The organism is Streptomyces sp. NPDC048291, from assembly GCF_043201715.1.
Classification (GTDB): domain Bacteria; phylum Actinomycetota; class Actinomycetes; order Streptomycetales; family Streptomycetaceae; genus Streptomyces.
On sequence record NZ_JBICZC010000023.1, the window covers coordinates 26035 to 52345 of the forward strand.

Sequence of the window (26311 nt, forward strand, 5' to 3'; positions counted from 1 at the left end):
GTTCCGAAGGGACCGGTCGACGGCACCCGACGGGGGAAGGGCTTCGCCGGACGTCCCGCGGCTCGGATCTGATTCGGACGGCCGCCCGGTCAGCCGCTCATCGCCTCGGCCACGCTCCCGGGCCCCCCGGAAAGCGCGGTGCCGTCCACCAGTCGCCCGTCGGCGACCCGGTCGACGAAGGCACCGGTACGAGCGACGGCCTCGGTGGCCTCGGGGAGGAAACCGGCGGCCACCTGCCAGGCGTGGAACATGCGCGGCCACACCTCCAGTTGAACCTCCACGCCCGCGCGGACGGCACGGTCGGCGAGGAACAACGAATCGTCGAGAACGCGTTCGGCACCGGAGACCTGGAGGAACAGGGGCGGCAGACCTGCGAGATCGGCGGGATCGGCCGCAAGAGGGCTGGCCAGCGGCTCGTCGGCGGGTTGCCCGGCCAGGTAGTCGTCATGCATGAGGCGACCGAGTTCGTCGGGCAGGAGGAGGTCGCTGTCGCCGTTCTCGGCCCAGCTACCGGTGCCGAAGCGGTTCAGGCGCAGGTCGAAGACTCCCGAGTACAGCACCCCCGCCGCAGCCGCCGGATCCGCCGCCCGCGCACGGCTGAGGAGTACGGCGAGGGCCAGGTTGGCTCCGGCGGACTCCCCCGCCACCACGACTTTGGGTGCCATTCCGGCGGCCACACCGAAAGCCGCCAGGCAGTCGTCGAGCCCGGCGGGGAACGGGTCCTCCGGAGCGAGACGGTACTCGGGGAGCAACACCCTGGCGCGGGCCGCGAGCGCCAGATGGGATCCCAGACCGCGCGCCCCGGCAGCCTGGCCGGTACGGAATCCGCCGCCGTGCACATAGAGGATCACCACATCGTCGCGGGCACCCCTCGGCGTCATCAGCCAGGAGCCGGACCGCAGCCCCTCGACGGGCTCGGCCTCCACGCCGGGGACCGGCCGGAACAGGCGGGCGAATTCGGCCGCCTGCTCTCGGTCCACAGCCAGGTCCGAGGGACCTCGGGTGCGGGCGGCCTCCTGGAACCATCCCTCCATCAGGGCATAAGTGGCACTGGGCATGACGCAGGCTCCTTACCGATCCCGGACGGGGATCGTCTTCCGGTGGGTGCTCTCCGGGCGCACCCAAGGCCCCGCGCGGGGTATGGCGCAGGGCCCGGTCGCCCGGAGCGGGAGCGTCACGCGACGCCGGACGACAGCGCAACGGCGGTGCGGTGCCTCCCGCAAGCGGAATCGTAAACACCAATCCCGAATCTTGATAGGTTTTGGGGGTGCCATATCCGCCACCAGACCGGGAGTCCGTTCCGGCACCCTCGTCGAGAACCGCGTGCCGCCCGGTGCACGGGATGGACGGCACGTCGTCCGGCCCGCCGTCAGGACTGCGGGGAGCCCGTTCCACTCGCCCCGGCGGTCACCGGTTGGGGGGACACGGTGCGCGCGACGTCCTGCTGGGACACGGACCGCGCACCCAGCCGGCCGACCAGGCGTTCGCCCTCGATGTCCATGTCCGGCAGGGTCCGCCGAAGGAAGCCCGGCAGCCACCACGCACCCCTGCCCAGGACCGCCAGCACGGCGGGGACCAGGGTCATCCGCACGACGAACGCGTCCAGCAGGACACCGATGCCAAGCGCGAAGCCCATGCCCTTGATGACCTGCATGTCGGCGAAGACGAAGGAGCCGAACACAGCGATCATGATCAGCGCGGCGGCGGTGACCACCTTCGCACCGTGACCGAAACCGCGGACCACTGCCTCACCCGCCGGGCGCCCGTGGACGTACTCCTCACGCATCCGCGAGACGAGGAACACCTCGTAGTCCATGGCGAGACCGAAGAGGATGCCCACCAGCAGCATCGGCAGGAAGCTGAGGACCGGACCGGTCTCCTTGATGCCGAGCACGCCGGCGAGCCAGCCCCACTGGAAGACGGCCACCATGGCACCCAGGGAGGCGCCGAGGGAGAGAAGGAAGCCCAGAGCGGCCTTCACCGGAACCGCGACGGCGCGGAACACCACCATGAGCAGCACCAGGGCGAGGCCCATCACCAGCAGGCAGTACACGGGCAGCGCGGCGGAGAGCTTGTCCGCCACGTCGATGTTCACGGCCGTGGTGCCGGTGACGTTGACGTCCGTTCCGGTGCTCCGCTCCACGTCGCCCCGGGCATCGCGGATCTCGGCCAGCACCTTCTTCGTCGCCTCGGACTCCGGTCCTCCGGAGGGTGTGACGCTGATCAGTGCGGCCGTACCGGATGCGGCGCGGACGACGGGCGACACGGAGGCCACCCCGGGCAGGTCCTTCACCACGGCACTCAGTTGCCGGGCAGCCGGGGCCACCTCGGTCTTCCCGCCCTGCACCAGCACCACCAGGGTTCCGCTGTAGCCGGGACCGAAGCCCTCGTCCACGAGCTTCTGCGCACGGCCCGCGGAGCTGTCGGGGTCCGTGGTGCCGCCGAGACCGAGCCGGAGGTCGGCGGCGGGGACGGCGAGGACGCCGAGACCCAGCAGGGTGACGACCAGGACGGTCCAGCGACGGCGGGTCACCATGGCGGCCCAGCGACGGCCCGCGTCGGGCCGGTCCGCGGGCAGCCCCCGGGCACGCTCGGCAGCGCGCAGCAGCACCGGTATCCGGCTCGTCGCGATGGAGCCGCCCATCAGTCCGAGCACCGCGGGCAGCAGCGTGACGGCGATCAGGACGGAGACGACAACGGTCGCGGCCGCGCCCAGACCCATCACGGTGAGGAAGGGGATGTTCACCACCGAGAGGGCGGCCAGCGCGATGACCACGGTCGCCCCCGCGAAGACGACGGCCCCGCCGGCCGTACCGGTGGCGAGGCCCGCCGACTCCTCCGGGTCCATGCCGGCCCGCACCTGCGTCTGGTGGCGGGAGACGATGAACAGGGCGTAGTCGATACCCACCGCCAGGCCCAGCATCACCGCGAGGATGACCGAGGTGCTGTCCATGGTGACGAGGCCGGTGAGGGCGAGCAGCCCGAGGACGCCGACGGCGACGCCGACCAGCGCGGTGGCGATCGGGATGAGCGCGGCGCGCAGCGAGCGGAACACGAGAACCAGCACGGCCAGGGCGATCAGGACGCCGACGGCCTCACCGGGACCCATCACCTCGACCTCGACCTTGGAGAAGGCGTTCCCGCCCGCCTCCACGGTCAGGCCCGACCGGTGTGCGTCTGCCGTGAGGTCCTCCATGCCCTTCTCGGTGGCGGCGGAGAGGCCGGCGTCCTTGTCCACGGTGAAGGTCAGTTGGACGATGCCGCTGCGGCCATCCGCCGAGACCGTGCCGGCCGTCACGCTGGGGGCGGTGGCCGACCGCACCCCGGTGAGGTCCGCCGCGTCGGCGACGGTCTTCCTGACGGCCGCCGCCGCCTTGCCGGCGGTGAGGCGCTCGCCGTCGGGCGCTCGGAGGACGAGCGTGCCGGTGAGGTGGCTGTCGTCGGTCGGGAACTGCGCCTTCACCACGTCGAGGGTGCGCTGCGCCTCGGTGCCGGGAATGGTCGTCGACGGGGTGAACGGCTTCATCAGCCCCAGTGCGGCCACGACCGCCAACAGCACTACGACCAGCCAGGCACCGATGACAGACCATTTGCGCCGGTAGGCGAAACGGCCCAGGCGATACAGGAAAGTGGACACGCGAAGACTCCCGAAGGCCGGGGACGGGACAGCAGCGGCACCGCGGCCGTCGGCGCTCGCCGGACGTATGGGGGCTGCGTGATCCACGCTAGGGATGCGCTGGTCGCGGACCGCGCGAAACGGCCCCGCGGGGGCGCCCTTCACACACAACTCCCATGGAAAGAGGGGGAGCGGGCGGAGACGATCAGATGAGAACGCCGGGCGGACGCGGGGCGGGGGCACGCCGGTCGAGCGGGTCACGCGGTGTCAAGACGAACGCCGTGCAGCTGCCCCGCGAACGGGACACCCTGCCGGACACGGGTGGTGCGATGCCTCGTGCCAGGAAAAGGACGACGCGGATGACAGACCAGCAGGACCCACGGGGCGGAGCACTCGGGCGGCTCCTGGTGGTGGACGACGAGCCGGCGATCATCGACACCGTGGGCCGGTTCCTGCGGTTCATCGGCTACGAGGTCCGTACCGCCGGCACGGCCCAGGAGGCGTTGACCGTGACCCGTGACTTCCTGCCCGAGCTGATCCTGCTGGACATCATGCTGCCGGACGGCGACGGCATCGAGGTGATGCGGCGGCTGCGCACGGACGGGCTGCCGCACGCCGTGGTCTTCCTGACCGCCCGTGACACCCGCGAGGACCTGGTGAAGGCGCTCACCGCGGGCGGCGACGACTACATCACCAAACCGTTCGGACTGGACGAGGTTGCCGCCCGGATCGGCGCCGTCCTGCGCCGCACCCGCGGTCCCGCGCGCGAGGATTCCGTGCTCAGGGTCGACGACCTGGAACTGGACGCGGCGGGCCACACGGTATGGCGGGCCGGCACACCCGTCGACCTCTCCCCCACCGAGTTCCGGCTGCTGCGCTACCTGATGCTGCACAACGGCCGAGTCGTCCCCCGTGCGCAACTGCTCGACCACGTGTGGTCGTACGACTTCAACGGGGACGACACCGTGGTGGCCACCTACATCAGTTATCTGCGCCGCAAGCTCGACGCGCTCGGCCCGCCCCTGATCCGCACCCGGCGCGGGGTCGGCTACGTCATCGGGGAGCCGGAGTGCTGAGCCGGATGCGGCGCCGGCCGCTGCGCACCCGGCTGAGCGTGGTCGTGACCGCGCTGTGCGCGGGCGCCATGGCCGTGACCGCGTTCACCTGGCTGTTCAGCGGAGATCCGGCCGCCATCGTGATCGTGGAGCTGGCCGGGCTGGCCACCGTGGCCCTGGCAAGCACCGTGGTGGTACGACGGGAACTGCGCCCGTTGGAACGGGCCGCGGACACCGCGGACGCCATCGCGGCGGGCGACTTCGCCCGGCGGCTGACCGAGACCGGCGCCGCGCGGACCACGGAGGTGGGGCGGCTGGCCGAAGCGTTGAACGGGATGCTCGACCAGATCAGGGCGGCGCTGACGGCCCGCGAACGGTCCGAGGACCGGATGCGCCAGTTCGTCGCCGACGCGTCGCACGAGCTGCGCACCCCGCTGCAGTCGCTGCGCGGATACGCGGAGCTGTACCAGAGCGGTGCCCTGCCGGACCGGGGCTCGGTGGACGAGGCGGTGGACCGGATGCTCTCCGAGATACACCGTATGACCCGGCTGGTCGAGTCACTGCTGATGCTCGCGCGGTTCGACGAGGAGGACGAAGCCGATCTGGACCCGGTCGATCTGAGCCGGCTGGTGCGGGACTCCTGCCGGGACGCGGCGGCGGTCGAGCCGGGCCGACCGCTGGACGTGCGGGTGGAGCCGGGCGTACGGGTCCTCGGGGACGAGGCGCAGTTGCGGAGCCTGCTCGCCAACCTGCTGGGGAACGTGCGGATGCACACCCCGAAGGGCGCGCCCTGCACGGTGTCGCTGAGCACGTCGGGCGAGCAAGTGCTGGTACGGGTGGAGGACTCCGGCCCGGGGATTCCCAAGGAGTCCCTCGCCCATGTCTTCGACCGGTTCTACCGCGCCGGCAAGGGCCGCAGCCGGGCCGGCGGAGGCAGTGGACTGGGTCTGGCCATCGTCGCGGCGATCGCCGACCTGCATCACGGCCTGGTCGAACTCGGCACCGCCCCGGGCCGCGGCACCCGCGTGGACGTACTGCTGCGAGCCCTGCCGGAGCCGACGGCGATGGGGTCGGGGAACAGCGGATAGACGCCCCGAGGGTACGGGGCGGCTACGGGCCGAACCGTCAAGCGCGGTCGTTCAGTTCGGCGAACCTCGCCTCCAGGGCGGCGACGAAGTCGCCGCTGTCGGGCAGCATCGCGGCGATCGAGCGGACCGTCATCCCGGCCGCGGCGCCGCTGCCGCTGTCGATGAACGCGGCGGCCTCCGGGACGAACGAGACGAGCAGGTCCTTGAAGGCGCGGGCGGCCTCCTCGCGACCGAGCAGTTCGTCCACGGTCACGTCCAGCGTCAGCGGCGCCGCCGCTGTCTCACCGGTCACGAACGGGAGTGTCCAGGTGTGACGGCCGGAGCCGACCTCGAACGTCTCCCCGCCCTCGGTGAGCTGGACCTCCGCGGTGGTGTTCGGCGGCACCACGGCGTCGACGGTCAGCTCCTCCCCGGCCAGCGTCCAGGACACCCCGGCCTCGCCGTACGGCGTGCGGAGCCGAGCTTCGGCATGGGTCAGGTCACCGCCCGGTCGCGGGGCGATGCGCTGCCGGCGGTAGCCGGGTCCGGCCGGAGCGAGACCGGCGACCGTACGGTGCAGCCAGTCGGCCACGGCGCCCAGCGCGTAGTGGTTGAAGGAAGTCATGCCGCTGGGGTTGACGGTGCCGTCCGGCAGCAGGCTGTCCCAGCGCTCCCAGATGGTCGTGGCGCCCATGGTGACGGGGTAGAGCCAGGACGGGCACTCCCGCTGGAGGAGCAACCGGTAGGCGGTGTCGATATGCCCCGCACGGGTGAGCGCGTCGCAGATGAGCGGAGTGCCGACGAAACCTGTGGCGATCTTGTACCCGTTGCCGCGCACGAGCTTGGCCAGTCGGTCGCCGGCGTGGGCGCGCTGCGCGTCGGTGCCGAGCAGGTCGAAGCAGATCGCGAGGGCATAGGCGGTTGGCGCGTCGGCCATCACGCGGCCCGCGCCGGTGACGTACTCGGATCGGAAGGCGGCGCGGACCTCCGCGGCCAGGGTGCGGTAGCGCTCAGCGTCCTCCGCGCGGCCCAGGACCTCGGCGGTGCGGGCCAGGATGTCGGTGGAGCGGGCGAAGCACGCGGTGGCGACCAGCTCACCGGGGGTGGCGGCGGCGTCCGGCCGTCCGGCGGGAGCCGTCGGGTCGAGCCAGTCGCCGAACTGGAAACCGCTGTCCCAGATGCGGTCGTCACCGGCGAGCGACGCCTCGTGGTCCACCCAGGCGCGCATGGACTCGTACTGGTCGGCCAGGACGCCCGCGTCGCCGTACCGCTCGTACAGCACCCACGGTACGACGGTGGCGGCGTCGCCCCAGGCGGCGGTGGGGGTGTCCGCGCCGGGCACGACCTTGGGCACGACGAACGGGACGACCCCGTTCTCGCCCTGTTCGGCGGCCAGGTCGGCCAGCCAGGAGCGCAGGAACCCAGCGCTGTCGTAAAGGTAGGAGGCGGTCGGCGAGAAGACCTGGATGTCACCGGTCCAGCCGAGGCGCTCGTCGCGTTGCGGACAGTCGGTGGGCACGTCGAGGAAGTTGCCGCGCATGCCCCACACGACGTTCTCGTGCAGGCGGTCGACCAGTTCGTCGGAGGAGCCGAAGTGACCGGTGCGGGTGAGGTCGGAGTGAACCACGACGGCTTTGACCGAGGCCGTGGCGTCGAAGCCGTCGGGCTGACCGGTGATCTCCGCATAGCGGAAGCCGTGGAAGGTGAAGCGCGGTTCGAAGACCTCTGTTCCCTCGCCCCGCAGCGTGAAGGCGTCGGTCGCGGCGGCGGTCCGCAGCGGCCTGGTGCTCAGCTCGCCGTCCTCCAGCACCTCGGCGTGGCGCAGGGTGAGCGTCCGGCCGGCCTCACCCGTCACGGTCAGGCGCAGCCAGCCGACGAGGTTCTGTCCGAAGTCGATGACCGTCTTCCCGGAGGGGGAGGCGGTGACGGAGACGGGGGCGATCTCCTCGGTACGGCGCACCGGCGGACCGTCGGGTGCGACCAGGGTGGACAGGTCGCGTTCGAGGACGGTGACCCCGCTCCACCCGGAGTCGTCGTGGCCGGGCTCGGTCCAGCCCGTCCGCTCCAGACGGGCGTCGTAGGCCTCTCCGTCGTAGATGCTGGAGGACACGATCGGGCCGGTGGCGGCGCGCCAGGAGGCGTCGGTGACCACGCGTTCGGTGGTGCCGTCGGTGTACTCGACCTCCAGCTGGGCGAGGAGGGCGAGCCGGTCGCCGTAGATCGCGCGGGTCTTGCCGTCGAAGCCGATACGGCCGCGGAACCAGCCGTCGCCGAGGAAGGCGCCGATGGCGTTGCGGCCGCGGCGCAGCAGGCCGGTGACGTCGTAGGTCTGGTAGCGCAGTCGCTTGTCGTAGACGGTCCAGCCGGGGGCGAGGATCTGGTCGTCCACGCGGCTGCCGTTGATCTCCGCCTCGTAGACGCCGAGGGCGGTGGCGTACAGGCGTGCCGAGCGGACCTCGCCGCGCAGCTCGAACTCGCGGCGCAGCATCGGGGCGGGCTCGTCGGACTCGGCGTTGCCGTCCCAGCCGGGGGTGACGAAGGCGGCCGACCAGTCCCCGGGGGCGAGCAGGCCCACCTCGGCGGTGGCCGGTTCGCTCCAGTCGGAGACCGCGCCGTCGGAGCCGGTGACACGGACCCGGAGGGTCGCGGCGGCGCGGGCCGGGAGCGGCTCGAACGGCCATGCCACGAGAACGGATTCGGCGGACTCGGCCAGATGCCGCACGGGTTCGGCACCGGTACCGGTGAGCTCGATCTCGTAGCCCGTCTGGTGCCAGTCCCGGGCCTCGGTGAGCGTCGTCCAGGTCAGCCGGGGGCTGCCGGTACCGAGGCCCAGCCCATCGCGCACGTGCTCGAACCTGACGTCGGCGACGGTGCACGACCGCTCGGGGGTTTCCTGACTCACGAAGCGTCCTCACTTCTCACGCCGGGCACGGTATGCGCCTACGTCCATGGTGGCTCGCCACCCAGTTGGATGAATCGATTCATCAGCGACTGGAGATACCGAACACCATGGAGGATCACCGACCGCCCAGACAGCGGCTCACATTCTTTGGCCGAAACTCTAGCCACGAATGCCGAACAACGCTAGGTTTCCGCCGTGTGAACTCCATGTTCACGTCGAAATCAGACCGATTCGCGACGTGGACGAGTCGCTCACATTCTCCTCCCGGCACGGCCTCGACCACGCGATCCATAGCGGTACGACGGTTGACAGCCGGGCACCATCTCCAGCATCGCCACACGGAATTGAAAGGTTCCAATCCGAGGCAGGGCGCCACGTACCTCGTGTCTCCCCCCTCGGCCGCCTCCGGTTGATTCCGTTCTCGACGTTCTTCGCGGAAGCCCGCCAGGTTCCTCCCCGAACCGCTCCCGGAGCGACCGCACGCCACCACCCCGCCGCCATCGGCGGGGCTGATCCCATCCCCGCAGGACCGCCGAGCCGCGCGGTCCTCCCTCCGCCGAGAGGCCACACCGCCGTGTCTTCTTCCACCACGCCCTCCCCTCCCGCCCCGACCTCGTCGGCGCCGTCCGCCGGTTCCGGCGGTCCCGGGCTGGGTGTCCGCCTGGTCCTCATCGCCCTCGCCCTTATGTGGCCGACGCAGCTGCTCTCGCTCGCCGGCATGCTGGGCGGCAACGCCCAGGCCTCCATCGCCGTGCATTTCCGCACCACGGAGATCGGCTGGTTCATCCTGGTCAACGCCCTGGTCTCGACGGTGATCACGCCGTTCGTCGTGAAGTTCGCCGACTTCTACGGCAAGCGGAACGTGATGATCGTCATCACGATGCTGGGCCTGATCGGCGACATCGTCGCCTCCCTGGCCACCAGCTACAGCATGCTGCTGGTCGGCCGCGGCATCGCCGGCTTCTACGGCCCGATCGCCATCCTCGCCTACGCCAGCGTCCGGGAACTCTTCCCGGCCAAGCAGGTGGGCGCCGCCAGCGGTCTGATCGGCAGCGGTATCGCCTTCGTCGCCCTCGGCGGCCCCTTCCTCACCGGCTGGCTGCTGGACGGCTTCGGCTTCCGGGGCGTGCTGTGGGCGCTCACCGCCGCGACGGCCATCGGTCTGCTGCTGCTGTTCCTCGTGGTGCCCGAGACCCCGCAGCGCGTCGAGCGCACCCGGGTCAACTGGCTCGGCGGGGTCCTGCTGGGCGGCGGCGCGGGCGCACTGGCGTACGGCATCGGCAAGGGCGGCGAGTGGGGCTGGACCGACTCGGGCACCCTCGCCTACATCGTCGGCGGCATCCTCGCCGTGGCGCTGTACGCGGTGAGCGACCTGAGAGCCGCGCACCCGCTCTTCCACCTCGGCATGCTGGCGCGCCGACCCGTCTGGTCGGTCATGCTGGCCACGGGCCTGGTGGCCGGCACCGTCTACGGCACCGGCATCATCAGCCAGCTGCTGGTCCTCTTCCCCAGGATCCCGCAGGTCTCCGACGGCCTGGGCATGACCGCCACCCACTTCGCGGTGATCGGCATCCCGTCCAGCATCCTCATCCTGCTCGTCGGCTTCGGCACCGGCGTGGTCCTGCGCAAGGTCGACACCCGGCTGCCGCTCGGCCTGGGTGCCCTGCTCGCCGTCGTCGGCTACCTGCTCCAGCGCCAGTGGCACTACACCAACACACAGCTGATGCTGCTCGGGATCGTGACGGCACTGGCCCTGGGGCTGATCGTGGCGACCGTGCCGGTGCTCATCATCGAGACCGTCACCCCCGAGGAACAGGTCACCGCCAACGGTCTCCAGGGCATGATCCAGGGCCTGCTCACCACGATCATCACGCAGCTCGTGTACGTGGTCCTGGCCCAGCACAGCAACGTCCTGCAAGGCACCCGCTTCTACCTCGACGCCGGCTACCGGAACGCCATGCTCTTCGCCGCCGGCTGCGCGGCGCTCGGAGTCCTCGCCGTACTGCTCGTGCCCAAGCTGCGGCCGGTGGAGCAGATCGAGGCGGGTCCGGCCGTCAGCACGTCCTGACCGGACCCATCACCCCACAAGCCCCGGGGTCGCCGCATCATGCCAGTCCCGCCGCGGCGGCCCCGGCTCCCTCTCCGTACCGGTAGCCCGTGGTACCGGTACTTCCTCCACCACCGTTGTTCATTGACTGCTCCCGGCGGCCGGCCGGAGCGCCTCGTGAAGTACGGTCGGACCGTGACGACACCTCGCAAGCCCCGTGGCCCTTACCGCAAGGGACTGGAACGCCGGAAGCAGATCCTCCGGGCCGCCCTGGAGGTATACAGCGAGCACGGAGAGCGCGGCTCGTCGCTCAAGGAGATCGCCGACCGCGTGGGCATGTCCCAGGCAGGGGTACTGCATTACTTCGACTCCCGCGAGGACCTGCTCGTCGCCGTCATCGCCGAGCGGGACGCGCTGGACCTGGAAGCGACCGCCGACGTGACGACCCCCGGCGAGGCGGTCGCGCGAACCGCCTCGCACAACACCCGCCAGCGGGGCCTCGTGGACCTCTTCGTCACCCTCTCCGCCGCGTCGTCCGACCCGGAGCATCCGGCCCACGCGTTCTTCAAGGAGCGGTACGCGAACCTGAGCACCCAGATCGAGTCGGGACTGCGGACGGCCCAGCAACGCGATCAGGTCCGCCCGGACGTGCGTCCCGACCACGTCGCGCGCATGCTGCTCGCCCTCTCCGACGGGCTCCAGCTGCAGTGGCTGCTGGACCCGGACGTCGACATGGAGGGCACCATCGAGACCTTCAACCGGATGTGCCAGAACCCCGTGACGGCCGCGGACGGGGGCAGGCAGGTCGTCAACGGCAACGACGGCTGAGGGCCAGCCCGATCTCTTCCGTCCGTTCGGCGGCTTCGCCGTACGGCACATCACGGCGGCCGGGCCGTTCTTCCATGTCCGGCTTCCGGCACAGGACCGGCTCCCTCATCGGCGCGCTCCGGCGTGCTTCGGCGCGCTCCGGCCGTCCCGCTGACGTGCGCGGACGCCCCTCCCGTACATCTCGCGGAAATCCCGCCGTATTCCCCAGGTTCGAATACCTAGCCACATTCGCTTTTTGGTCATAGAGTCGGACGCCGACGCGTACACGTGCCGCCCTGCCGCAGGCTCCCGTCGTCGGCGGCCGATCCGGCCCGGCCGATCCGTTCTCCCCTCCCACAGCAGCCGGCCCCGCACGGTCACCGCTTCCCGACCTCGACGACTTGGCCGCACCCCGCAGAATCAAGAGGTATGACCCCATGGAACGTCTGGACAGCCACCGCATCCTCGTCACCGGCTCCGCCTCCGGCATCGGCCGCGCCACCACGCTGCGCCTGCTCGCCGAGGGCGCCCGTGTAGTCGCCACGGACGTGGCCGAGGAGGGGCTTGCGGAGACCGCCGAACTCGCCCGTAAGGCCGGCGCCGCCGAACGGCTGCGCACCGCCGTGCTGGACGTGTCCGACGAGACCGCGGTCAACACCGTCGTGGCGGACGCCATAGCCGGGCTGGGCGGCCTCGACGCCCTGGTGAACGTGGCCGGCATGCTGCGCGGTGCGCACACCCACGAGTGCTCCCTGGAGCTGTGGAACCGGATCATCGCCGTGAACCTCACCGGTACGTTCCTCGTCACCCGGGCCGCGCTGCCCGCGCTCCTGGAGGGCGGCCACGGCGTGGTGGTGAACTTCAGCTCCACCTCCGCCCAGTTCGCCCACCCGTTCATGGCCGCGTACTCCGCCAGCAAGGGCGGCATCCTGTCCTTCACCCACAGCATCGCCCAGGAGTACGGCAAGCAGGGTCTTCGCGCGGTGAACATCAACCCGGGCAGCATCTCCAGCGGCATCACCGAGAACATCTTCTCGCTGGTGCCCGAGGACACCGACTGGAACCTCTTCACCAAGCTGTCCCCCGTCCTCGGCGAGGGCTACGGCTCTCCCGACACCGTCGCCGGCGTGGTCGCGATGGTCGTCTCCGAGGACGGCGCCTTCATCACCGGCACCGAGATCCGCATCGACGGCGGCACCCATCAGTGAGCCGAGCCCGTTCCTGGGCACGTCCGTGTCCCTGAACCCTTCTCGCCTCACTCCACCCGCACCACCCATGGACGTGCCCGCACGCCCGGAGGCCGACACGATGTCACAGCACGCAGCCGAGATCCCCGCGCCCGTGGACGGGGAGAGAGCCCTGAACGGCGGCCCGACCCCGGTCAGCGCCCGCTTCATCACCCTCTACGTGATCGCCTACCTCGGCATCTACCTGGCGACCATGACACCCCTGCTGGTGTCGCTCGCGATCCAGCTGGAGCGGATCGACCCGGCCGGCAAGTCCACCAGCCTCGGCCTGGTGGTGGGCATCGGCACGCTCGCGAGCATCGTGTCGGGACTGCTCTTCGGCGTGTTCAGCGACAACACCACCGCCCGCCTGGGCCGACGCAAGCCCTGGATCATCGGCGGCATCCCGGTGCTGCTCGGCGGCGCCGCGCTCACCGGCCTGGCCACGAGCGTCCCCGGCGTGATGGCCGGGTTCGTCGTCAGCCAGCTCGGCCTCAGCTCGATCACCACGTCACTCCAGGCCATCCTGCCCGACCAGGTCCCGGAACAGCAGCGCGGCAAGGTCTCCGGTCTGCTCGGTTTCACCGCCCAGATCGCCGGTGTCGTCGGCTTCCAGATGGCCAACCCCCTCAAGGGCACCCCCCTGCTGCTCTTCCTGGTCCCGGCGCTGCTCGCCTGCCTGGCGCTGGTCCCGGTCGTTCTCCTGATGCCCGACCGGGCCATCCGTCCCGAGGAGCGCTCCGGCGAGGGCATCGTCGCCATGCTGCGCGGTCTGACCTTCAACCCGCGCCGCCACCCGGACCTCGGCTGGACCTGGGCGGGCCGGTTCCTGATCCAGCTCAGCCTGATGTTCCTGACGACCTACCAGCTGTACTTCCTGACCGACCACCTCGGCTACCGGCTCGACAAGGTCACCGGGCTGCTCGCCCTCACCGGCGGCATCGGCCTGGTGATGACGTCTCTCGGCGCGGTGGTCAGTGGTGTCCAGTCGGACCGGCTGCACCGGCGCAAGCTGTTCATCTACCTCGCCGCCGGCTGCTTCGCCGTCGGGTTCTCCGTGGTCGCGACCGCCTCGTCATTTCTCCAGGTCTTCGTCGGCTCGGAGATCATCCTCCTCGGCGCGGGCGTCTTCGGCGCGGTGGACATCGCCCTGGTGACCGACGTCATCCCGAACCGGGAGACCGAGGGCGCCAAGTACATGAGCGTCTTCGGCATCGCCAGCGCCCTGCCGCAGTCGGTCGCCCCGCTCGTCGCCCCCGTGCTCCTGGCCATCGGCGGCGGCGACAACTACACCCTGCTCTTCCTGACGGCGGCCGGCGTCGCGGCGGCCGGCGGTCTGACCGTACGGCCGATCCGGGGCGTTCGCTGAGCCGCACCCCTCCCCCACCGTCGCACGCCCTCACAGGGTTCGGCACACTCGACAAGAACTGAGGAATCCGCACATCATGGACAGCTCTCCCGTCGCCGGCATGCTCGGCCTCGACGAGAAGACCTCCCTGCTCTCCGGCCGCGACCTGTGGTCCACCGAGTCCGCCGAGGGGGACGGTGTGCCCTCGCTGGTCCTCAGCGACGGCCCGCACGGTGTCAGGCTCCAGTCCGGGGAGTCCGACCACCTGGGCATCTACGACAGCGAGCCCGCCACCTGCTTCCCGCCGGCGGTGGCCCTCGCCTCCAGCTGGGACCCGGATCTGGTGGGCCGGCTCGGCGAGGCGCTGGGCCGTGAGGCGCGCGCCCTGGGTGTGGACGTGCTGCTGGGACCCGGTGTGAACATCAAGCGCTCCCCGCTGTGCGGTCGCAACTTCGAGTACTTCTCGGAGGACCCGCTGCTGAGCGGGATGCTCGGTGCCGCCCATGTGCGCGGTGTGCAGAGCCAGGGGGTGGCCGCCTCCGTCAAGCACTTCGCGGCCAACAACCAGGAGACCGACCGCATGCGGGTCAGCGCCGACGTCGACGAGCGCGCGCTGCGGGAGATCTACCTGCCGGCCTTCGAGCGGATCGTCAAGGAGGCCGGACCGGCCACGGTCATGACCGCCTACAACAAGGTCAACGGCGTCTACGCGTCCGAGAATCGCTGGCTGCTCTCACAGGTGCTGCGCGAGGAGTGGGGCTTCGGCGGACTGGTCGTCTCCGACTGGGGCGCGGTCGCCGACCGGGTGGCGGCCCTGGTCGCCGGCACCGACCTGGAGATGCCGGGCAACGGCGGCGGGACGGACGCCGAGGTCGCGGCCGCCGTGCGCGAGGGGCGGCTGGCGGAGTCCGTGGTGGACACCGCCGTGGAGCGGCTGCGCGCGCTGGCCCGGCGGGTGCGCGCCGAGACCACAGCGGCCGAGGTCGACCACGCGGCCCAGCACCGGCTGGCCCGGGAGAGCGCCGGTGACTGCCTGGTCCTGCTGAAGAACGAAGACCGGGCGCTGCCGCTCGCGCCCACCAACCGGATCGCCGTCATCGGCGAGTTCGCGCGGCACCTGCGCTACCAGGGCGGCGGCAGCTCCCACGTCAACGCGACGCGTGTCGACTGCACCCTGGACGAGCTGCGCACCCTGCTCCCGGAAGCCCGGTTCGACTTCGCGCCTGGCTACGACATCAGCGGGCAGGCGGACGCCGAGGAGTTGCGCGCCGAGGCCGTCGCGATCGCTGAGCAGGCCGACACAGCGGTGCTGGTGATCGGCCTGCGTGAGTCCGACGAGTCCGAGGGCTTCGACCGTGAGCACCTGGAACTCCCGGACGACCAGGTCGAGTTGGTGCGCGCGGTGGCCACAGCGGCTCGGCGCACGGTGGTCGTGCTGCTCAACGGCGGTGTGGTGAGCCTGGAGAGCTGGCACGACGAGGTGGACGCCGTGGTCGAGGCGTGGTTGCCCGGCCAGGCCGGCGGCGGCGCGATCGCCGACGTACTCACCGGCCGGGTCAACCCTTCGGGACGCCTCGCCGAGACCATCCCGTTCCGCCTCAACGACACCCCGTCGTATCTCAACTTCCCCGGCGAGCAGGGTCATGTCCGCTACGGCGAGGGCGTGATGGTCGGCTACCGCTACTACGAGACCGCCGAGGTCGCCGTCCGCTACCCGTTCGGCCACGGCTTGAGCTACACCACGTTCGAGCAGAGCGGGTTCCGGGTCACCGCGACCGGGGCCCACACCGCGACGACCTCCGTCACGGTCACCAACACCGGTGACCGCTTCGGCAAGCACGTGGTGCAGGTATACGTGGCCGCGCCCCAGCGGCCGGTACGCAACCCGGTGCGTGAGCTGCGGGGCTTCGCCAAGGTAGCGCTGGAGCCGGGTGAGAGCGCCACGGTGGAGATCGCCCTGGATCGCCGTGCCTTCGCCTACTGGGACATCCAGCGCGGCGACTGGACCGTCTCCGGCGGCCGCTACGAGGTGCAGCTCGCCGAGAACGCGCACGCCATGACCGCGTCCGCCACGCTGGACCTGGCCGGGGACCAGCTGGCAAAGCCGCTCACGATGGACTCCACCGTGGAGGAGTGGTTCGGCCACCCGGCGGCCGGCCCCGCCCTGACGGAAGCGATGTCGGCCGGGATGACCGAGGAGCAGGCCGCTGCCGCAGCGGACAACGCGGACGCCATGCGCATGGTCGCGTCCATGCCGATGCGCCAGTTCCTCGGTTTCCTCCCGGTGCCCCTGCCGGACGAGTTTCTGGAGCAGCTCATGGACATGAGCCGAACCCAGGTCCCGGCAACCGCCTGACACTCGGACACGCGCTGCCGGACCGGCCGGTCCGGACCGTTCGGCGTGGCCCACACGCGGAAGGCGACAAACCTCCTTCCGCCCGCAGACGACCGCACCGCTTTCTGGAGTTCACTGATGCCCCGACCCACCCGCCTTCGCGTCGAGCACCTGGACGACTCGGTCCTGGGCACCGACGTGCTCCGGCCCCGGCTGTCCTGGTGGCTGCCCGTCGGCAGTTCCCGGCAGACCGCCTACCGGATCCGCACCGCCGACTGGGACTCGGGTCGGCTGGAGGGCGGGGACACCGTCCTGGTTCCCTTCCCGGGCCCGGAACCCTCGCCCGGCGAGCGGGTGACCTGGCGGGTCAAGGTCTGGACCGACCTCGGTGAGAGCGACTGGTCCGAGCCCGCCTTCTGGGAGCGGCTCCCCTTCTCCCCGGCGACCTCGGCCTCGGCACGCTGGATCGAACCGGCCGAGGACGAGCCCGCCGAGGCCGGTGTGCGCCCCGCGCACCTGTTGCGCCACGAGTTCACCCTGGACGCCGTCCCCCGGCAGGCCCGGGTGCACGCGACCGCGCACGGCCTGTACGAACTCTTCGTCAACGGTGTGCGCGTCGGCGACCATGAGCTGGCTCCGGGCTTCACCGCCTACCGCTCCCGGCTGCATGTCCAGACTTACGACGTCACCGCGCTGCTGCGCCCCGGTGGCAATGTAATCGGCGCGGTGCTTTCCGACGGCTGGTTCCGGGGCCGGACCGGTTTCCACCGGATCCCCGACGGCTACGGCACCCGGACCGCCTTCTGGGCCGTGCTGCGCGCCGAGGCCGACGAGGCGACGACCGAGGTCGTCACCGGCCCCGGCTGGTTCTCACGCCCCTCGGAGATCGTCGCCGCCGATCTGATGGACGGGCAGCGCACCGACCTCACCCAGTCGCCCGACGGCTGGGGCGAGACCGGCGCGGACATGACCGTATGGGCCGAGGCACGGGTGGCCGACGGCGGGCTGTACGACGACACGGGCCGCCTGACGACCAGCCCCGCACCACCCGTGCGCCGGATCGAGGAACTGGCCGCGACATCCGTTACCCGGCCCCGGCCGGGCGTGCACGTCGTGGACTTCGGGCAGATCCTCAGCGGCTGGGTACGGCTGGCCGATCTCGGCCCGGAGGGCACCGAGCTGACGCTGACCCACGGCGAGTCCCTCGACACCGAGGGCGACGTGACCACCGGCCATCTGGTGGCGATCGATGGGACCACCGGCAAGACGTTCGACGTCGGCCAGGTGGACCGGGTGGTCTCCGCGGGCCGTCCCGGCGAGGTCTTCGAGCCGCGCCACACCACCCATGGCTTCCGTTACGTCCGGATCGAAGGACACCCGGGTGTCCTGGAGGCGGAGTCCGTCCGTGCCGTCGCCGTCCACAGCGACATGCGCCGCACCGGCTGGTTCCGGTGCAGTGACGAGATGCTCAACCGGCTGCACGAGGCCGCCGTGTGGAGCTTCCGCGGCAACGCCTGCGACGTTCCCACCGACTGCCCCACCCGCGAACGGGCCGGTTTCACCGGCGACTGGCAGGTGTTCGCCCCAGCCGCCGCCTTCGTCTACGACGTGGCCGGATTCTCCGCAAAGTGGCTGGCCGACTTGGCCGCGGACCAGTGGCCCGACGGCCGGGTGCCGAACTGGGCGCCCGAGCCGGGGCTCGACCAGCGCTCGGACCCGACGTACTCGTACATCAACGGCTCGGCGGGCTGGGGCGACGCGGCCGTGATCGTTCCGTCGCTGGTCCATCAGCTCTACGGTGACGAGCGGATCCTCCGGGACCAATACGCCTCGATGGGAAGCTGGGTCGACTTCGCCGCCGCCGCGGCGCGGGACGGCCGGTTCCCGTCGCGGGCCGAGGAGCGTCCCGAGCCGGCGCCCCATGAGCAGTATCTGTGGGACAGCGGATTCCACTGGGGCGAGTGGCTGGAGCCCGTCCAGGGCAACGACGAACTCCCCTTCTACTTCCAGGACCAGGGCATCGTCGCCACGGCCTACCTCTATCACTCGTCGCTGCTGCTGGCGCGTGCCGCCGAGGTTCTCGGCGAACAGGAGGACGCCGTCCGCCACAGCACCTACGCGCAGCGCGTGCTCGATGCCTGGCGCGCCGAGTTCATCCGCCCCGATGGCAGCCTCACCCGCGACACCCAGGCCACGTACGTCCGCGCGCTCGCCTTCGGTCTCGTCCCGGAGGAGCTGCGGGCCCCGACGGCCGCCCGCCTGGTCGAGCTGATCCGTAAGGCGGACAACCACCTCGGTACCGGCTTCCTCGCCACTCCCTATCTCCTTCCCGTACTGGCCGACACCGGCCACCTCGACGTCGCCTACGAGGTGCTGCTCCAGGACACGACCCCGTCCTGGCTCGGCATGATCAGGAACGGGGCCACGACGATCTGGGAGAACTGGGAGGGCACGTCGCCGGACGGGTCCGTCACCACCTCGCTCAACCACTACAGCAAGGGTGCGGTGATCTCCTTCCTGCACCGCTACGTCGCCGGTATCAGCCCCCGCGAGGACGCGCCCGGTTACCAGCACTTCTACGTCCGTCCCCGCCCTGGCGGCGGACTCACCTCCGCCGAGGCCGAGTTCGACTCCGTACGAGGGCGCATCGCGGTGAAGTGGCTGATCGAGGATGGCCGCTTCCGGCTGGACCTGACGGTTCCGCCGGACACCACGGCCACCGTGACCCTGCCCGACGGACATGTGTCGGAGGCGGCGCCCGGAGATCATCACTTCACCTGCGCGGCGGTCTGACCGGCCGCACCCCGCGGCATCACCCGGCTCGGCCCGCCATGTCGCGGGCCGCGAGGTGACCGAACACCATCGCCGACCCGATCGGGGCGCCGGGACCGGGGTAGAACGCACCTGCGGCCGAGGCGATGGTGTTCCCGGTTGCGTACAGACCTGGGATCGACGTGCCGTCCGCGCGCAGGACGCGGGCGTCGATGTCGGTGCGCAGGCCGCCCTTGGTACCGAGGTCGCCGAGGACCAGCCGCACGGCGTGGAACGGGCCCTGTGCGACCGATACCAGGGCGGAGTTGGGTCCCTCGCCGTCGGCGAAGAAGGCGTCGTAGGGGTCTTCGCCGCGGTGGAAGTCCGCGTCCACGCCTTCGGCCGCGTAGCCGTTGAAGGTCCGGACGGTCTCCGTCAGCCCGACGGGGTCGATGCCGACGGTGGCGGCGAGGCCGTCCAGGGTGTCGGCGGTGTGCCACAGTCCCGCCTCGGTAAAGGACTTGCGGTCGGCCGGGACCACGACGATGCCGGGCACCTCGTCCCCCCAGCGCCCGTCGAAGACCCACCACACCGGGCGGTCGGGGTGGTCGCCATGGCCGGCCGCCAGCATGGCCCGGCCCATCCGGTCGTACGGCAGGCTCTCGTTGGCGAAGCGGCGGCCGTCGGCGCCGACGAAGACACCGCCCCGGAAGCCGAGCGCGAAGTTGGCGGAGCCGTCCGGGAAGAGGACGGACGGACACCACCAGGACTCGGCCAGCAGGGCGGTGTCCGCGCCGGCCGCCTGACCGGCCAGGATGGCGTCGCCGGTGTTGCCGCCGGGGGCGCCCATGGTCCAGTCGGCACCGGGGAGGTGCTGCCACTCACGGCGCAGCCGGTGGCTGGCCTCGAAGCCGCCGGCCGCGAGCAGCACGCCGCGGCGGGCACGGACGCGCCGCTCCCGGCCGTCGTCGGCCGTCACACGGGCGCCGAGTACGGCGCCGTCCGGGCCGGTCACGAGGTCGGTGAGGGCGGAGCCGAGGCGGCAGCGGGCGCGGCCGGTCGCGCGCAGGGCCGACAGCAGCGCGGCGATCAGCGCCCGGCCGTCGGTGAAGGGGCCCTCCGGGCCGCTGACGCCGAGGCGTTCCTCCCAGGCGGTGGGCCGCACCGCGCCGAGCAGTTCGTCGCCGGGCCCGGCCGCGGGGTATTCCACGGGGAACACGCCCCGGCCTAGCGGGAAGCGGCCGGGGGCGTCGTAGTAGTCGGGGAACGGCCGGTGCTCGAACCGGATCTCCGGGTTCTCCTCCAGGAAGGCGACCATGGGGCCGGCGTTGTCGATGTAGGCATCCTGGAGTTCGGCGGGGGCGCTGTCGCCGACGACGGCGCGGAAGTAGGTGCGGCCCAGTTCCGCCGAGTCCTCCAGGCCGGCCCGTGCCTGGGCGGGGTTGCCGGGCAGCCACAGGCAGGCGCCCGCGTAGGCGGTGGTGCCGCCGTAGTACCCGGTCTTCTCGACCACCAGGGTGTCGAGTCCCAGGGCGGCCGCGGTGTAGGCGCCGGTGAGCCCGCCGCCTCCCGAGCCCACCACCAGGACGTCGCACTCCTCGTCCCAGTCGGCTGTCGTCGCCTCGTCGGTCATGTCCGGTCTCCTCGGTCGTGCGGGTGGCTGGGTGGGTCGGCGAGTGGGCGGGGTCGGGGCGAAGCCGGGGTCACCGGCGGGGAGCGGTGACGGTGCGTGCCTCGTACCAGAGGGGGAAGACCTCCCGCCGGGAGATCCGCCAGCCCCGGCCGGTGCGTACGCACGTGTCGTGATAACGCACCGGGCAGTACAGGTCGGTGGCGTCGCCGTCGACGGACGGGCTGTAGTGGTGGGCCTCGGCCGAGACGACGGCGGTGGCCGTCCCGTTGTCCTCGGCGATGTCGGCGACGTGCCCGCCGACCAGGTGGAAGACCCGGTCGAAGCCGGCGAGGTCGTCGAACTCCTTCACGATCTCGGCGGCGCCCCGCCTTTCCTGGGTCGGGGAGCCGTCCGGACCGTGCACGGCCACGACGGCGTCCTCGGTGAACACGGCGAGGTAGCCCTCGCGGTCGCCGAGGTCCAGCGCCACGGCGTAGCGTTCGGCCAGCGCGCGCAGTGCGGCCCTGGCCTGCTGCGAGGCACCGTCCTCGGACCGGCGTTCGGGCGCCGACGCGGTTTCGGCCGTCCCTGATATCTCGGATGTCATGGTGTTCCCTCCCGACGGCGCCTCGCGCCTGGATGCGGTGAGCCGGGCGGCACGCCGGTGCACGCTCTTGCCGCGGCTCGCGCGAGTGTCCGGGCCGCGCACACCCCGGCGCGAGTACGGGTCCCGCAGACCGGGAGCGCCGCGGACGCCCTTCTCACGACACGGTGGACGGCCGTCGTCCGCCGATCGCCGCCGTCACCGCGTCCGCCTCCTCGATCAGCCGGTCGCGCCAGCGGGCGACCTGCCGGGCGCTCGCGCCGGGCTCCATCCCGAACAGGACGAGGACCTGAACCACGGTGCCGTCCGGGCCGTGCACCGGGGCCGCGACGACCCGGACGTCGTGCAGGGCGTCGGGGTCCAGTTCGGCGGGTTCGTACTGGTCCAGCACTTCGTCCAGCAACTGGCCTACTCTCAGGTCCAGTTCGGGCGTCCGGGCCGCCCGGCTGAACCCCTCGACCTCGTGCCAGACCTCCGGGTGCCGGGGCGAGACGAGTCCCAAGGACCACCGGCGCCTGCGCACCTGTTCCAGCATGTTCCGGCAGGCCGCGAGGTCCTCCTCAGACACCGGCCGGGGCAACCGGGAGATCCACGCCTGGGCGGCCCGCTCCCCCTCTCCGGCCACGAACAGCGTCCCGTACGGCGGCATCAGCGGGAGCCGCCGGCCGACGTGTGTACGCACCGCGGTGTGCGGGGGCCCGGCCGCCGCGACGACGACGATCTCGTCCCCGGCCACGGACTGGGCGTAGCACTCCAGGCCGAACTCGTCGGCGAGGGTGCTCATGTGCTCACGGGCGAGGTCGGCGAGCCGGATCTGGGCGGCGAGGTCGTTCTCGTAGGGCGCGACGAGACTGCGGGCGCTGAAAGCTCCGTAGCCGCCCTGAAAGAACAGCAGCGGCGAGATGGGGTTCTGCACCCCGAGGCCGGTCACCCGCCCGAGCACGATGTAGTGGTCACCGGCGTCGAAGACCTGGTCACGGGCGCAGTCGATCCAGGCCACGGCCCCGGAGAGAACCGGCGCCCCGGACGGTGCGGCCTTCCACTCGACGCCTTCGAACTTCCGGCCGTTCTTCGAGGCGAACCGGCGGCAGAGGTCCTCCTGGTCGGCCGCCAGGACGTTCACACAGAAGGCGGTGGCCGAGGACAGGCGGGCGTAGGAGCCGGACTTCCTGTCGGGCAGGAAGGCGACCAGCGGCGGGTCGAGGGAGACCGAGGTGAAGGAGCCGACGACCATGCCGACGGGTTCGCCGTCCGGGGCGAGGGCTGTCACCACCGCCACGCCCGTGGGGTAGTGCGCCAGTACGGTGCGGAAGCTCTGGGAATCGAAGGACTGGGATCCTGCGAGGCTCATGTTCCATGCTTCTTTCATCGTTCGGCGGGGTGGCTCGTCGGGCGGCACGCTCCCTCGCGGACTGCCCGTCTCAGCCGCTGAGGTGTTCGCGCAGGGTGGTGCCGGTGTACTCCTTGCGGAACAGACCGCGGTCCTGGAGCCTCGGCACGACCTGCTCGACGAAGTCCCGCAGGCCGTGGGGAAGGTCGGCCGGGATGATGTTGAACCCGTCGGCCGCGTGCGTCTCGAACCAGTGGGCCATGTCGTCGGCGACCTGGTCGGGGGTGCCGACCAGACAGCGGTGGCCGATACTGAGGCCGACACGCTCGATCATCTGGCGGATGGTCAGCTTCTCCTCCAGCGCGGTGCCGATCAACAGCGCGGGGCGCGACTTGCCTGCGTGCGCGGGCAGTTCGTCCCGCAGGTCGGGGAACGGCTCGTCCAGGTCGTACCGGCCGAGGTCGATCCCGCCGAAGGCCTGGCGCATGAAGGCCAGGGTCGCCTCGGGGCTGATCAGCGAGCCGAGTTCGTCGGCGAGTTCCCGCGCCTCGGACTCGGTGCGCCCGATGACAGGGGTCAGGCCCGGAAGGATCTTGACGTCGAACGGCGAACGCCCCTTGACCTCGGCAAGTGCCCGCACGTTGCGCACCAGCGCCTGCGCGGCCTGGGGGTCGTACTGGGTGGTGAAGACCATGTCCGCGAAGCGCGCGGCGAGGTCGAGGCCGGTCGCGGAGGAACCGGCCTGGGCGAGCAGTGGTCGGCCTTGGGGCGGGCGCGGGACGGTGAGCGGGCCACGCACTTGGAAGTGGCCACCCCGGTGCCCGATCTCGTGGATGCGGTCGCGGTCGGCGTAGACGCCGGCGGCCCGGTCGGCGACGATCGCGCCGGGTTCCCAGCTGTCCCACAGCTTCAGGACGACCTCGACGAACTCCTCGCCGCGCGCGTAGCGGGCCTCGTGCTCGGGGAGTTCGGCGGAGCCGTAGTTCCCGGAGGCGCCCGCGATGGCGGTGGTGACGATGTTCCAGCCGGCCCGGCCCTCGCTGAGGTGGTCGAGGGTGGCGAACTGGCGGGCGACGGTGAACGGGTCGTTGTAGGTGGTGGAGCTGGTGCCGATCAGCCCGATACGCGAGGTGACGGCCGACAGAGCGGACAGTACGGACACGGGGTCCGGCCGTTCGCCGACGTCGGCGCCGATCGAGTCGGGCAGGACGAGGGCGTCGGCGATGAAGACGGCATCGAGCCTGCCCTCCTCGGCGATGCGCGCGATGTCCGCCCAGTGCCGCAGGGTGTGCAGCCGGTCGGGCGCGGTGCGCGGCGACCTCCAGACGGAGTGGGCCGCGCCGAGCCCCTGGGCGAACACGGCGAGGTGCATGCTTCGTTGCCGGTGTGCGGTTTCCACGGTGACTCCTCGGTGCGGTACGGGCACGCGGCCGGATCCGAGGATAGCCAAGCAAGTGCTTGGTAGCCATATGCCACCGACCTAGCGTTTGATTGGTTTCCCCGGCTAGGGTGTCGGACATGCAGCTCCAGTTGGACATGGCAGGGAAGGTCGTCCTGGTCACCGGAGGTGCCAGGGGTGTCGGCGAGGGCATCGCCGAGGTGTTTCTGCGCGCGGGCGCCGAGGTCGAGATCTGCGGGCGCAGCACTGCGCCCGCGCCCGGCGCCGCCCCCGGGCAACCCCGCTTCAGCCAGGTCGATGTGCGCGATCCCGACCAGGTCGACCGGTGGATCGAGGAGATCACCGCCCGGCGGGGCCGGATCGACGTCGCGGTCAACAACGCGGGCGGCGCCCCGTTCGCCGACTTCGCATCCGCCTCCCCTCGCTTCCACCGCAGGGTCACCGACCTCAACTTCCTGGCACCGGTGTACGTCAGCCGTGCCGTCTTCCCGGTGATGGACGCGCAGGACGACGGCGGTGTCGTCCTGAACATCACCTCCATCAGCGCCCGGCGGCCCAGCCCCGGCTCGGCCGTCTACGGCGCGGCGAAGGCCGCGCTGGAGTCCCTGACCACGACGCTCGCCGTCGAGTGGGCGCCCCGTGTGCGGGTGAACGCCGTCAGCTGTGGACTGGTGGCAACCCCAGGGTCCACGGACCACTACGGCGACGCCGAGCAGACCGCGCGGGTCGCCGCGACGATCCCGCGCGGGGTCTTCGCCCGGCCCGGCGACATCGGGGCGGCCTGCCTCATGCTCGCCTCCCCGCTCTCCGCGCACATCACCGGAGCCGTCCTGAACGTGGACGGGGGTGGCGAGTGGCCGGCCTTCCTCCAACATTCGCCCAACACCGGTGCACTCACCGCGAAGTCCCGCGGGCGATGAACCCCGACGACCAAAGGGAGTCTCCCCATGCCCGAAGCAGTCATCGTCTCCGCTGTCCGCTCCCCCATCGGGCGCGCGACCAAGGGGTCGCTCAAGGATCTGCGCCCGGACGACATCGCCGCGCAGATCGTCCGGTCGGCGCTGGCCGAGGTGCCCGCGCTGGACCCGGCGGAACTGGCCGACCTCATGCTCGGCTGTGCCCAGCCGGCCGGCGAACAGGGCTACAACCTGGCCCGCATGACCGCTCTGCGGCTCGGACTGGACACCCTGCCCGGCACCACCGTCCAGCGCTACTGCTCCTCCTCGCTCCAGACCACCCGCATGGCCTTCCACGCGATCAGGACGGGCGAGGGCGACGCCTTCGTGTCTGCGGGGGTGGAGATGGTCTCCCGGTTCGGCAGGGGCAAGGCGGACGGAATGCCGGACACCCGCAACCCCGTGTACGAGGGGGCCGCCGAGCGTACGGCCCTCAGGGCGGCCGGCGGGGCCGGCGACTGGGTGGACCCGCGTGCGCTGGGCGAACTGCCGGACGCCTACGTCGGCATGGGCGACACGGCCGAGAACGTGGCCCGGCTGCACGGGGTGTCCCGGCGTGAGCAGGACGAGTTCGCGGTGCGCAGCCAGCGGCTGGCCGAGGAGGCGGACGCGCGCGGCTTCTGGAAGCGGGACATCACCCCGGTCACCCTGCCCGACGGCACCGTGGTCGCCACCGACGACGGACCACGCAAAGGGGTGACCCTGGAGAAGGTGTCCGCCCTCCAGCCGGTGTTCCGGCCCGACGGCACGGTGACCGCCGCCAACTGCTGCCCCCTCAACGACGGGGCGGCGGCACTGGTCGTCATGAGTGACCGGCGTGCGGCCGAGCTGGACGTGACGCCGCTGGCCCGGATCGTGTCCACGGGGGTGTCGGCACTCAGCCCGGAGATCATGGGGCTGGGCCCGGTGGAGGCCTCCCGTCAGGCGCTGGCGCGGGCCGGGCTCACGGTGCGCGACATCGATCTTTTCGAGTTCAACGAGGCGTTCGCGGCCCAGGTGATCCCCTCCGTGCGTCAGCTGGGGGCGGACCCGGAACGGGTCAACGTCAACGGCGGCGCGATCGCGCTCGGCCACCCGTTCGGCATGACGGGGGCGCGGATCACCACGACACTGATCCACGCCCTCCAGGAACGCGGCGGACGGTTCGGCCTGGAGACCATGTGCGTGGCCGGCGGTCAGGGCATGGCCATGGTCATCGAGCTGCTCGGCTGACCCCTATTGCCGGGGAGCCGCCGACCGGGCCACCGAGGCGGTCC

The 26311-nt window shown here is 71.5% G+C and carries 17 protein-coding genes; 10 read left to right on the top strand and 7 right to left on the bottom strand.

What is annotated here, in order from left to right:
* Positions 1-89 precede the first annotated feature (89 nt).
* Together ACGF5O_RS45450 and ACGF5O_RS45455 are read right to left on the bottom strand one after the other, a co-directional pair.
* Positions 90-1058: an alpha/beta hydrolase fold domain-containing protein gene (locus tag ACGF5O_RS45450; RefSeq protein WP_393815809.1), complete on the bottom strand. Its 969-nt coding sequence runs from the start codon at positions 1056-1058 to the stop codon at positions 90-92.
* A gap of 311 nt (positions 1059-1369) precedes the next feature.
* Complete coding sequence (locus tag ACGF5O_RS45455) at positions 1370-3637, bottom strand: MMPL family transporter (protein ID WP_393815810.1); 2268 nt, start codon at positions 3635-3637, stop codon at positions 1370-1372.
* 338 nt (positions 3638-3975) lie between these two features.
* Between ACGF5O_RS45455 and ACGF5O_RS45460 the strand changes: the two genes are divergently transcribed.
* Together ACGF5O_RS45460 and ACGF5O_RS45465 are read left to right on the top strand one after the other, a co-directional pair.
* Positions 3976-4692, top strand: a complete 717-nt coding sequence (locus ACGF5O_RS45460; RefSeq protein ID WP_393815811.1) for a response regulator transcription factor — start codon at positions 3976-3978, stop codon at positions 4690-4692.
* Positions 4686-5759: a sensor histidine kinase gene (locus ACGF5O_RS45465; RefSeq protein ID WP_393815812.1), complete on the top strand. Its 1074-nt coding sequence runs from the start codon at positions 4686-4688 to the stop codon at positions 5757-5759. Before ACGF5O_RS45460 ends, ACGF5O_RS45465 begins: the two co-directional genes overlap by 7 nt.
* Before the next feature lie 37 nt (positions 5760-5796).
* Here the strand turns inward: ACGF5O_RS45465 and ACGF5O_RS45470 are convergent, their stop codons facing one another.
* Positions 5797-8640 carry a family 78 glycoside hydrolase catalytic domain gene (locus ACGF5O_RS45470; protein ID WP_393815813.1) on the bottom strand — a complete coding sequence of 948 codons (2844 nt, stop codon included), beginning with the start codon at positions 8638-8640 and terminating at the stop codon, positions 5797-5799.
* A gap of 574 nt (positions 8641-9214) precedes the next feature.
* Between ACGF5O_RS45470 and ACGF5O_RS45475 the strand changes: the two genes are divergently transcribed.
* The 6 genes from ACGF5O_RS45475 (at position 9215) to ACGF5O_RS45500 (ending at position 19196) form a co-directional block, all read left to right on the top strand.
* Positions 9215-10708 carry an MFS transporter gene (locus ACGF5O_RS45475; protein ID WP_393815814.1) on the top strand — a complete coding sequence of 498 codons (1494 nt, stop codon included), beginning with the start codon at positions 9215-9217 and terminating at the stop codon, positions 10706-10708.
* A 174-nt stretch (positions 10709-10882) separates the two neighbouring features.
* Positions 10883-11515 carry a TetR/AcrR family transcriptional regulator gene (locus tag ACGF5O_RS45480; RefSeq protein ID WP_393815815.1) on the top strand — a complete coding sequence of 211 codons (633 nt, stop codon included), beginning with the start codon at positions 10883-10885 and terminating at the stop codon, positions 11513-11515.
* A 416-nt stretch (positions 11516-11931) separates the two neighbouring features.
* Entirely contained in the window at positions 11932-12702 is a 771-nt protein-coding gene (locus tag ACGF5O_RS45485; RefSeq protein ID WP_393815816.1) for an SDR family NAD(P)-dependent oxidoreductase, read from the top strand.
* 100 nt (positions 12703-12802) lie between these two features.
* Positions 12803-14089, top strand: coding sequence for an MFS transporter (locus ACGF5O_RS45490; RefSeq protein WP_393815817.1), 1287 nt, complete (start codon positions 12803-12805; stop codon positions 14087-14089).
* A gap of 76 nt (positions 14090-14165) precedes the next feature.
* Positions 14166-16424 (top strand): glycoside hydrolase family 3 C-terminal domain-containing protein, encoded by a 2259-nt coding sequence (locus ACGF5O_RS45495; RefSeq protein WP_393815818.1) that lies wholly within the window; start codon positions 14166-14168, stop codon positions 16422-16424.
* Positions 16425-16541: 117 nt separating this feature from the next.
* Positions 16542-19196 carry a family 78 glycoside hydrolase catalytic domain gene (locus tag ACGF5O_RS45500; RefSeq protein WP_393815819.1) on the top strand — a complete coding sequence of 885 codons (2655 nt, stop codon included), beginning with the start codon at positions 16542-16544 and terminating at the stop codon, positions 19194-19196.
* Positions 19197-19215: 19 nt separating this feature from the next.
* On the opposite strand, the gene ACGF5O_RS45505 is transcribed toward ACGF5O_RS45500, so the two are convergent.
* The 4 genes from ACGF5O_RS45505 to ACGF5O_RS45520 all read right to left on the bottom strand — a co-directional run bounded on the left by ACGF5O_RS45505 (position 19216) and on the right by ACGF5O_RS45520 (position 24099).
* On the bottom strand, positions 19216-20787 hold the full coding sequence (locus ACGF5O_RS45505; protein WP_393815820.1) for an FAD-dependent oxidoreductase: 1572 nt from the start codon (positions 20785-20787) through the stop codon (positions 19216-19218).
* A gap of 70 nt (positions 20788-20857) precedes the next feature.
* Positions 20858-21373, bottom strand: coding sequence for a nuclear transport factor 2 family protein (locus ACGF5O_RS45510; RefSeq protein WP_393815821.1), 516 nt, complete (start codon positions 21371-21373; stop codon positions 20858-20860).
* 154 nt (positions 21374-21527) lie between these two features.
* On the bottom strand, positions 21528-22721 hold the full coding sequence (locus ACGF5O_RS45515) for a flavin reductase (RefSeq protein ID WP_393815822.1): 1194 nt from the start codon (positions 22719-22721) through the stop codon (positions 21528-21530).
* 70 nt (positions 22722-22791) lie between these two features.
* A complete protein-coding gene (locus tag ACGF5O_RS45520; RefSeq protein ID WP_393815823.1) occupies positions 22792-24099 on the bottom strand; it encodes an LLM class flavin-dependent oxidoreductase in 1308 nt (435 codons plus the stop codon).
* Positions 24100-24218: 119 nt separating this feature from the next.
* On the opposite strand from ACGF5O_RS45520, the gene ACGF5O_RS45525 reads away from it, so the two are divergent.
* Positions 24219-25019 (top strand): SDR family oxidoreductase, encoded by an 801-nt coding sequence (locus tag ACGF5O_RS45525; protein ID WP_393815824.1) that lies wholly within the window; start codon positions 24219-24221, stop codon positions 25017-25019.
* A gap of 27 nt (positions 25020-25046) precedes the next feature.
* On the top strand, positions 25047-26267 hold the full coding sequence (locus ACGF5O_RS45530; protein WP_393815825.1) for an acetyl-CoA C-acetyltransferase: 1221 nt from the start codon (positions 25047-25049) through the stop codon (positions 26265-26267).
* The last annotated feature ends 44 nt before the right edge of the window (positions 26268-26311 follow it).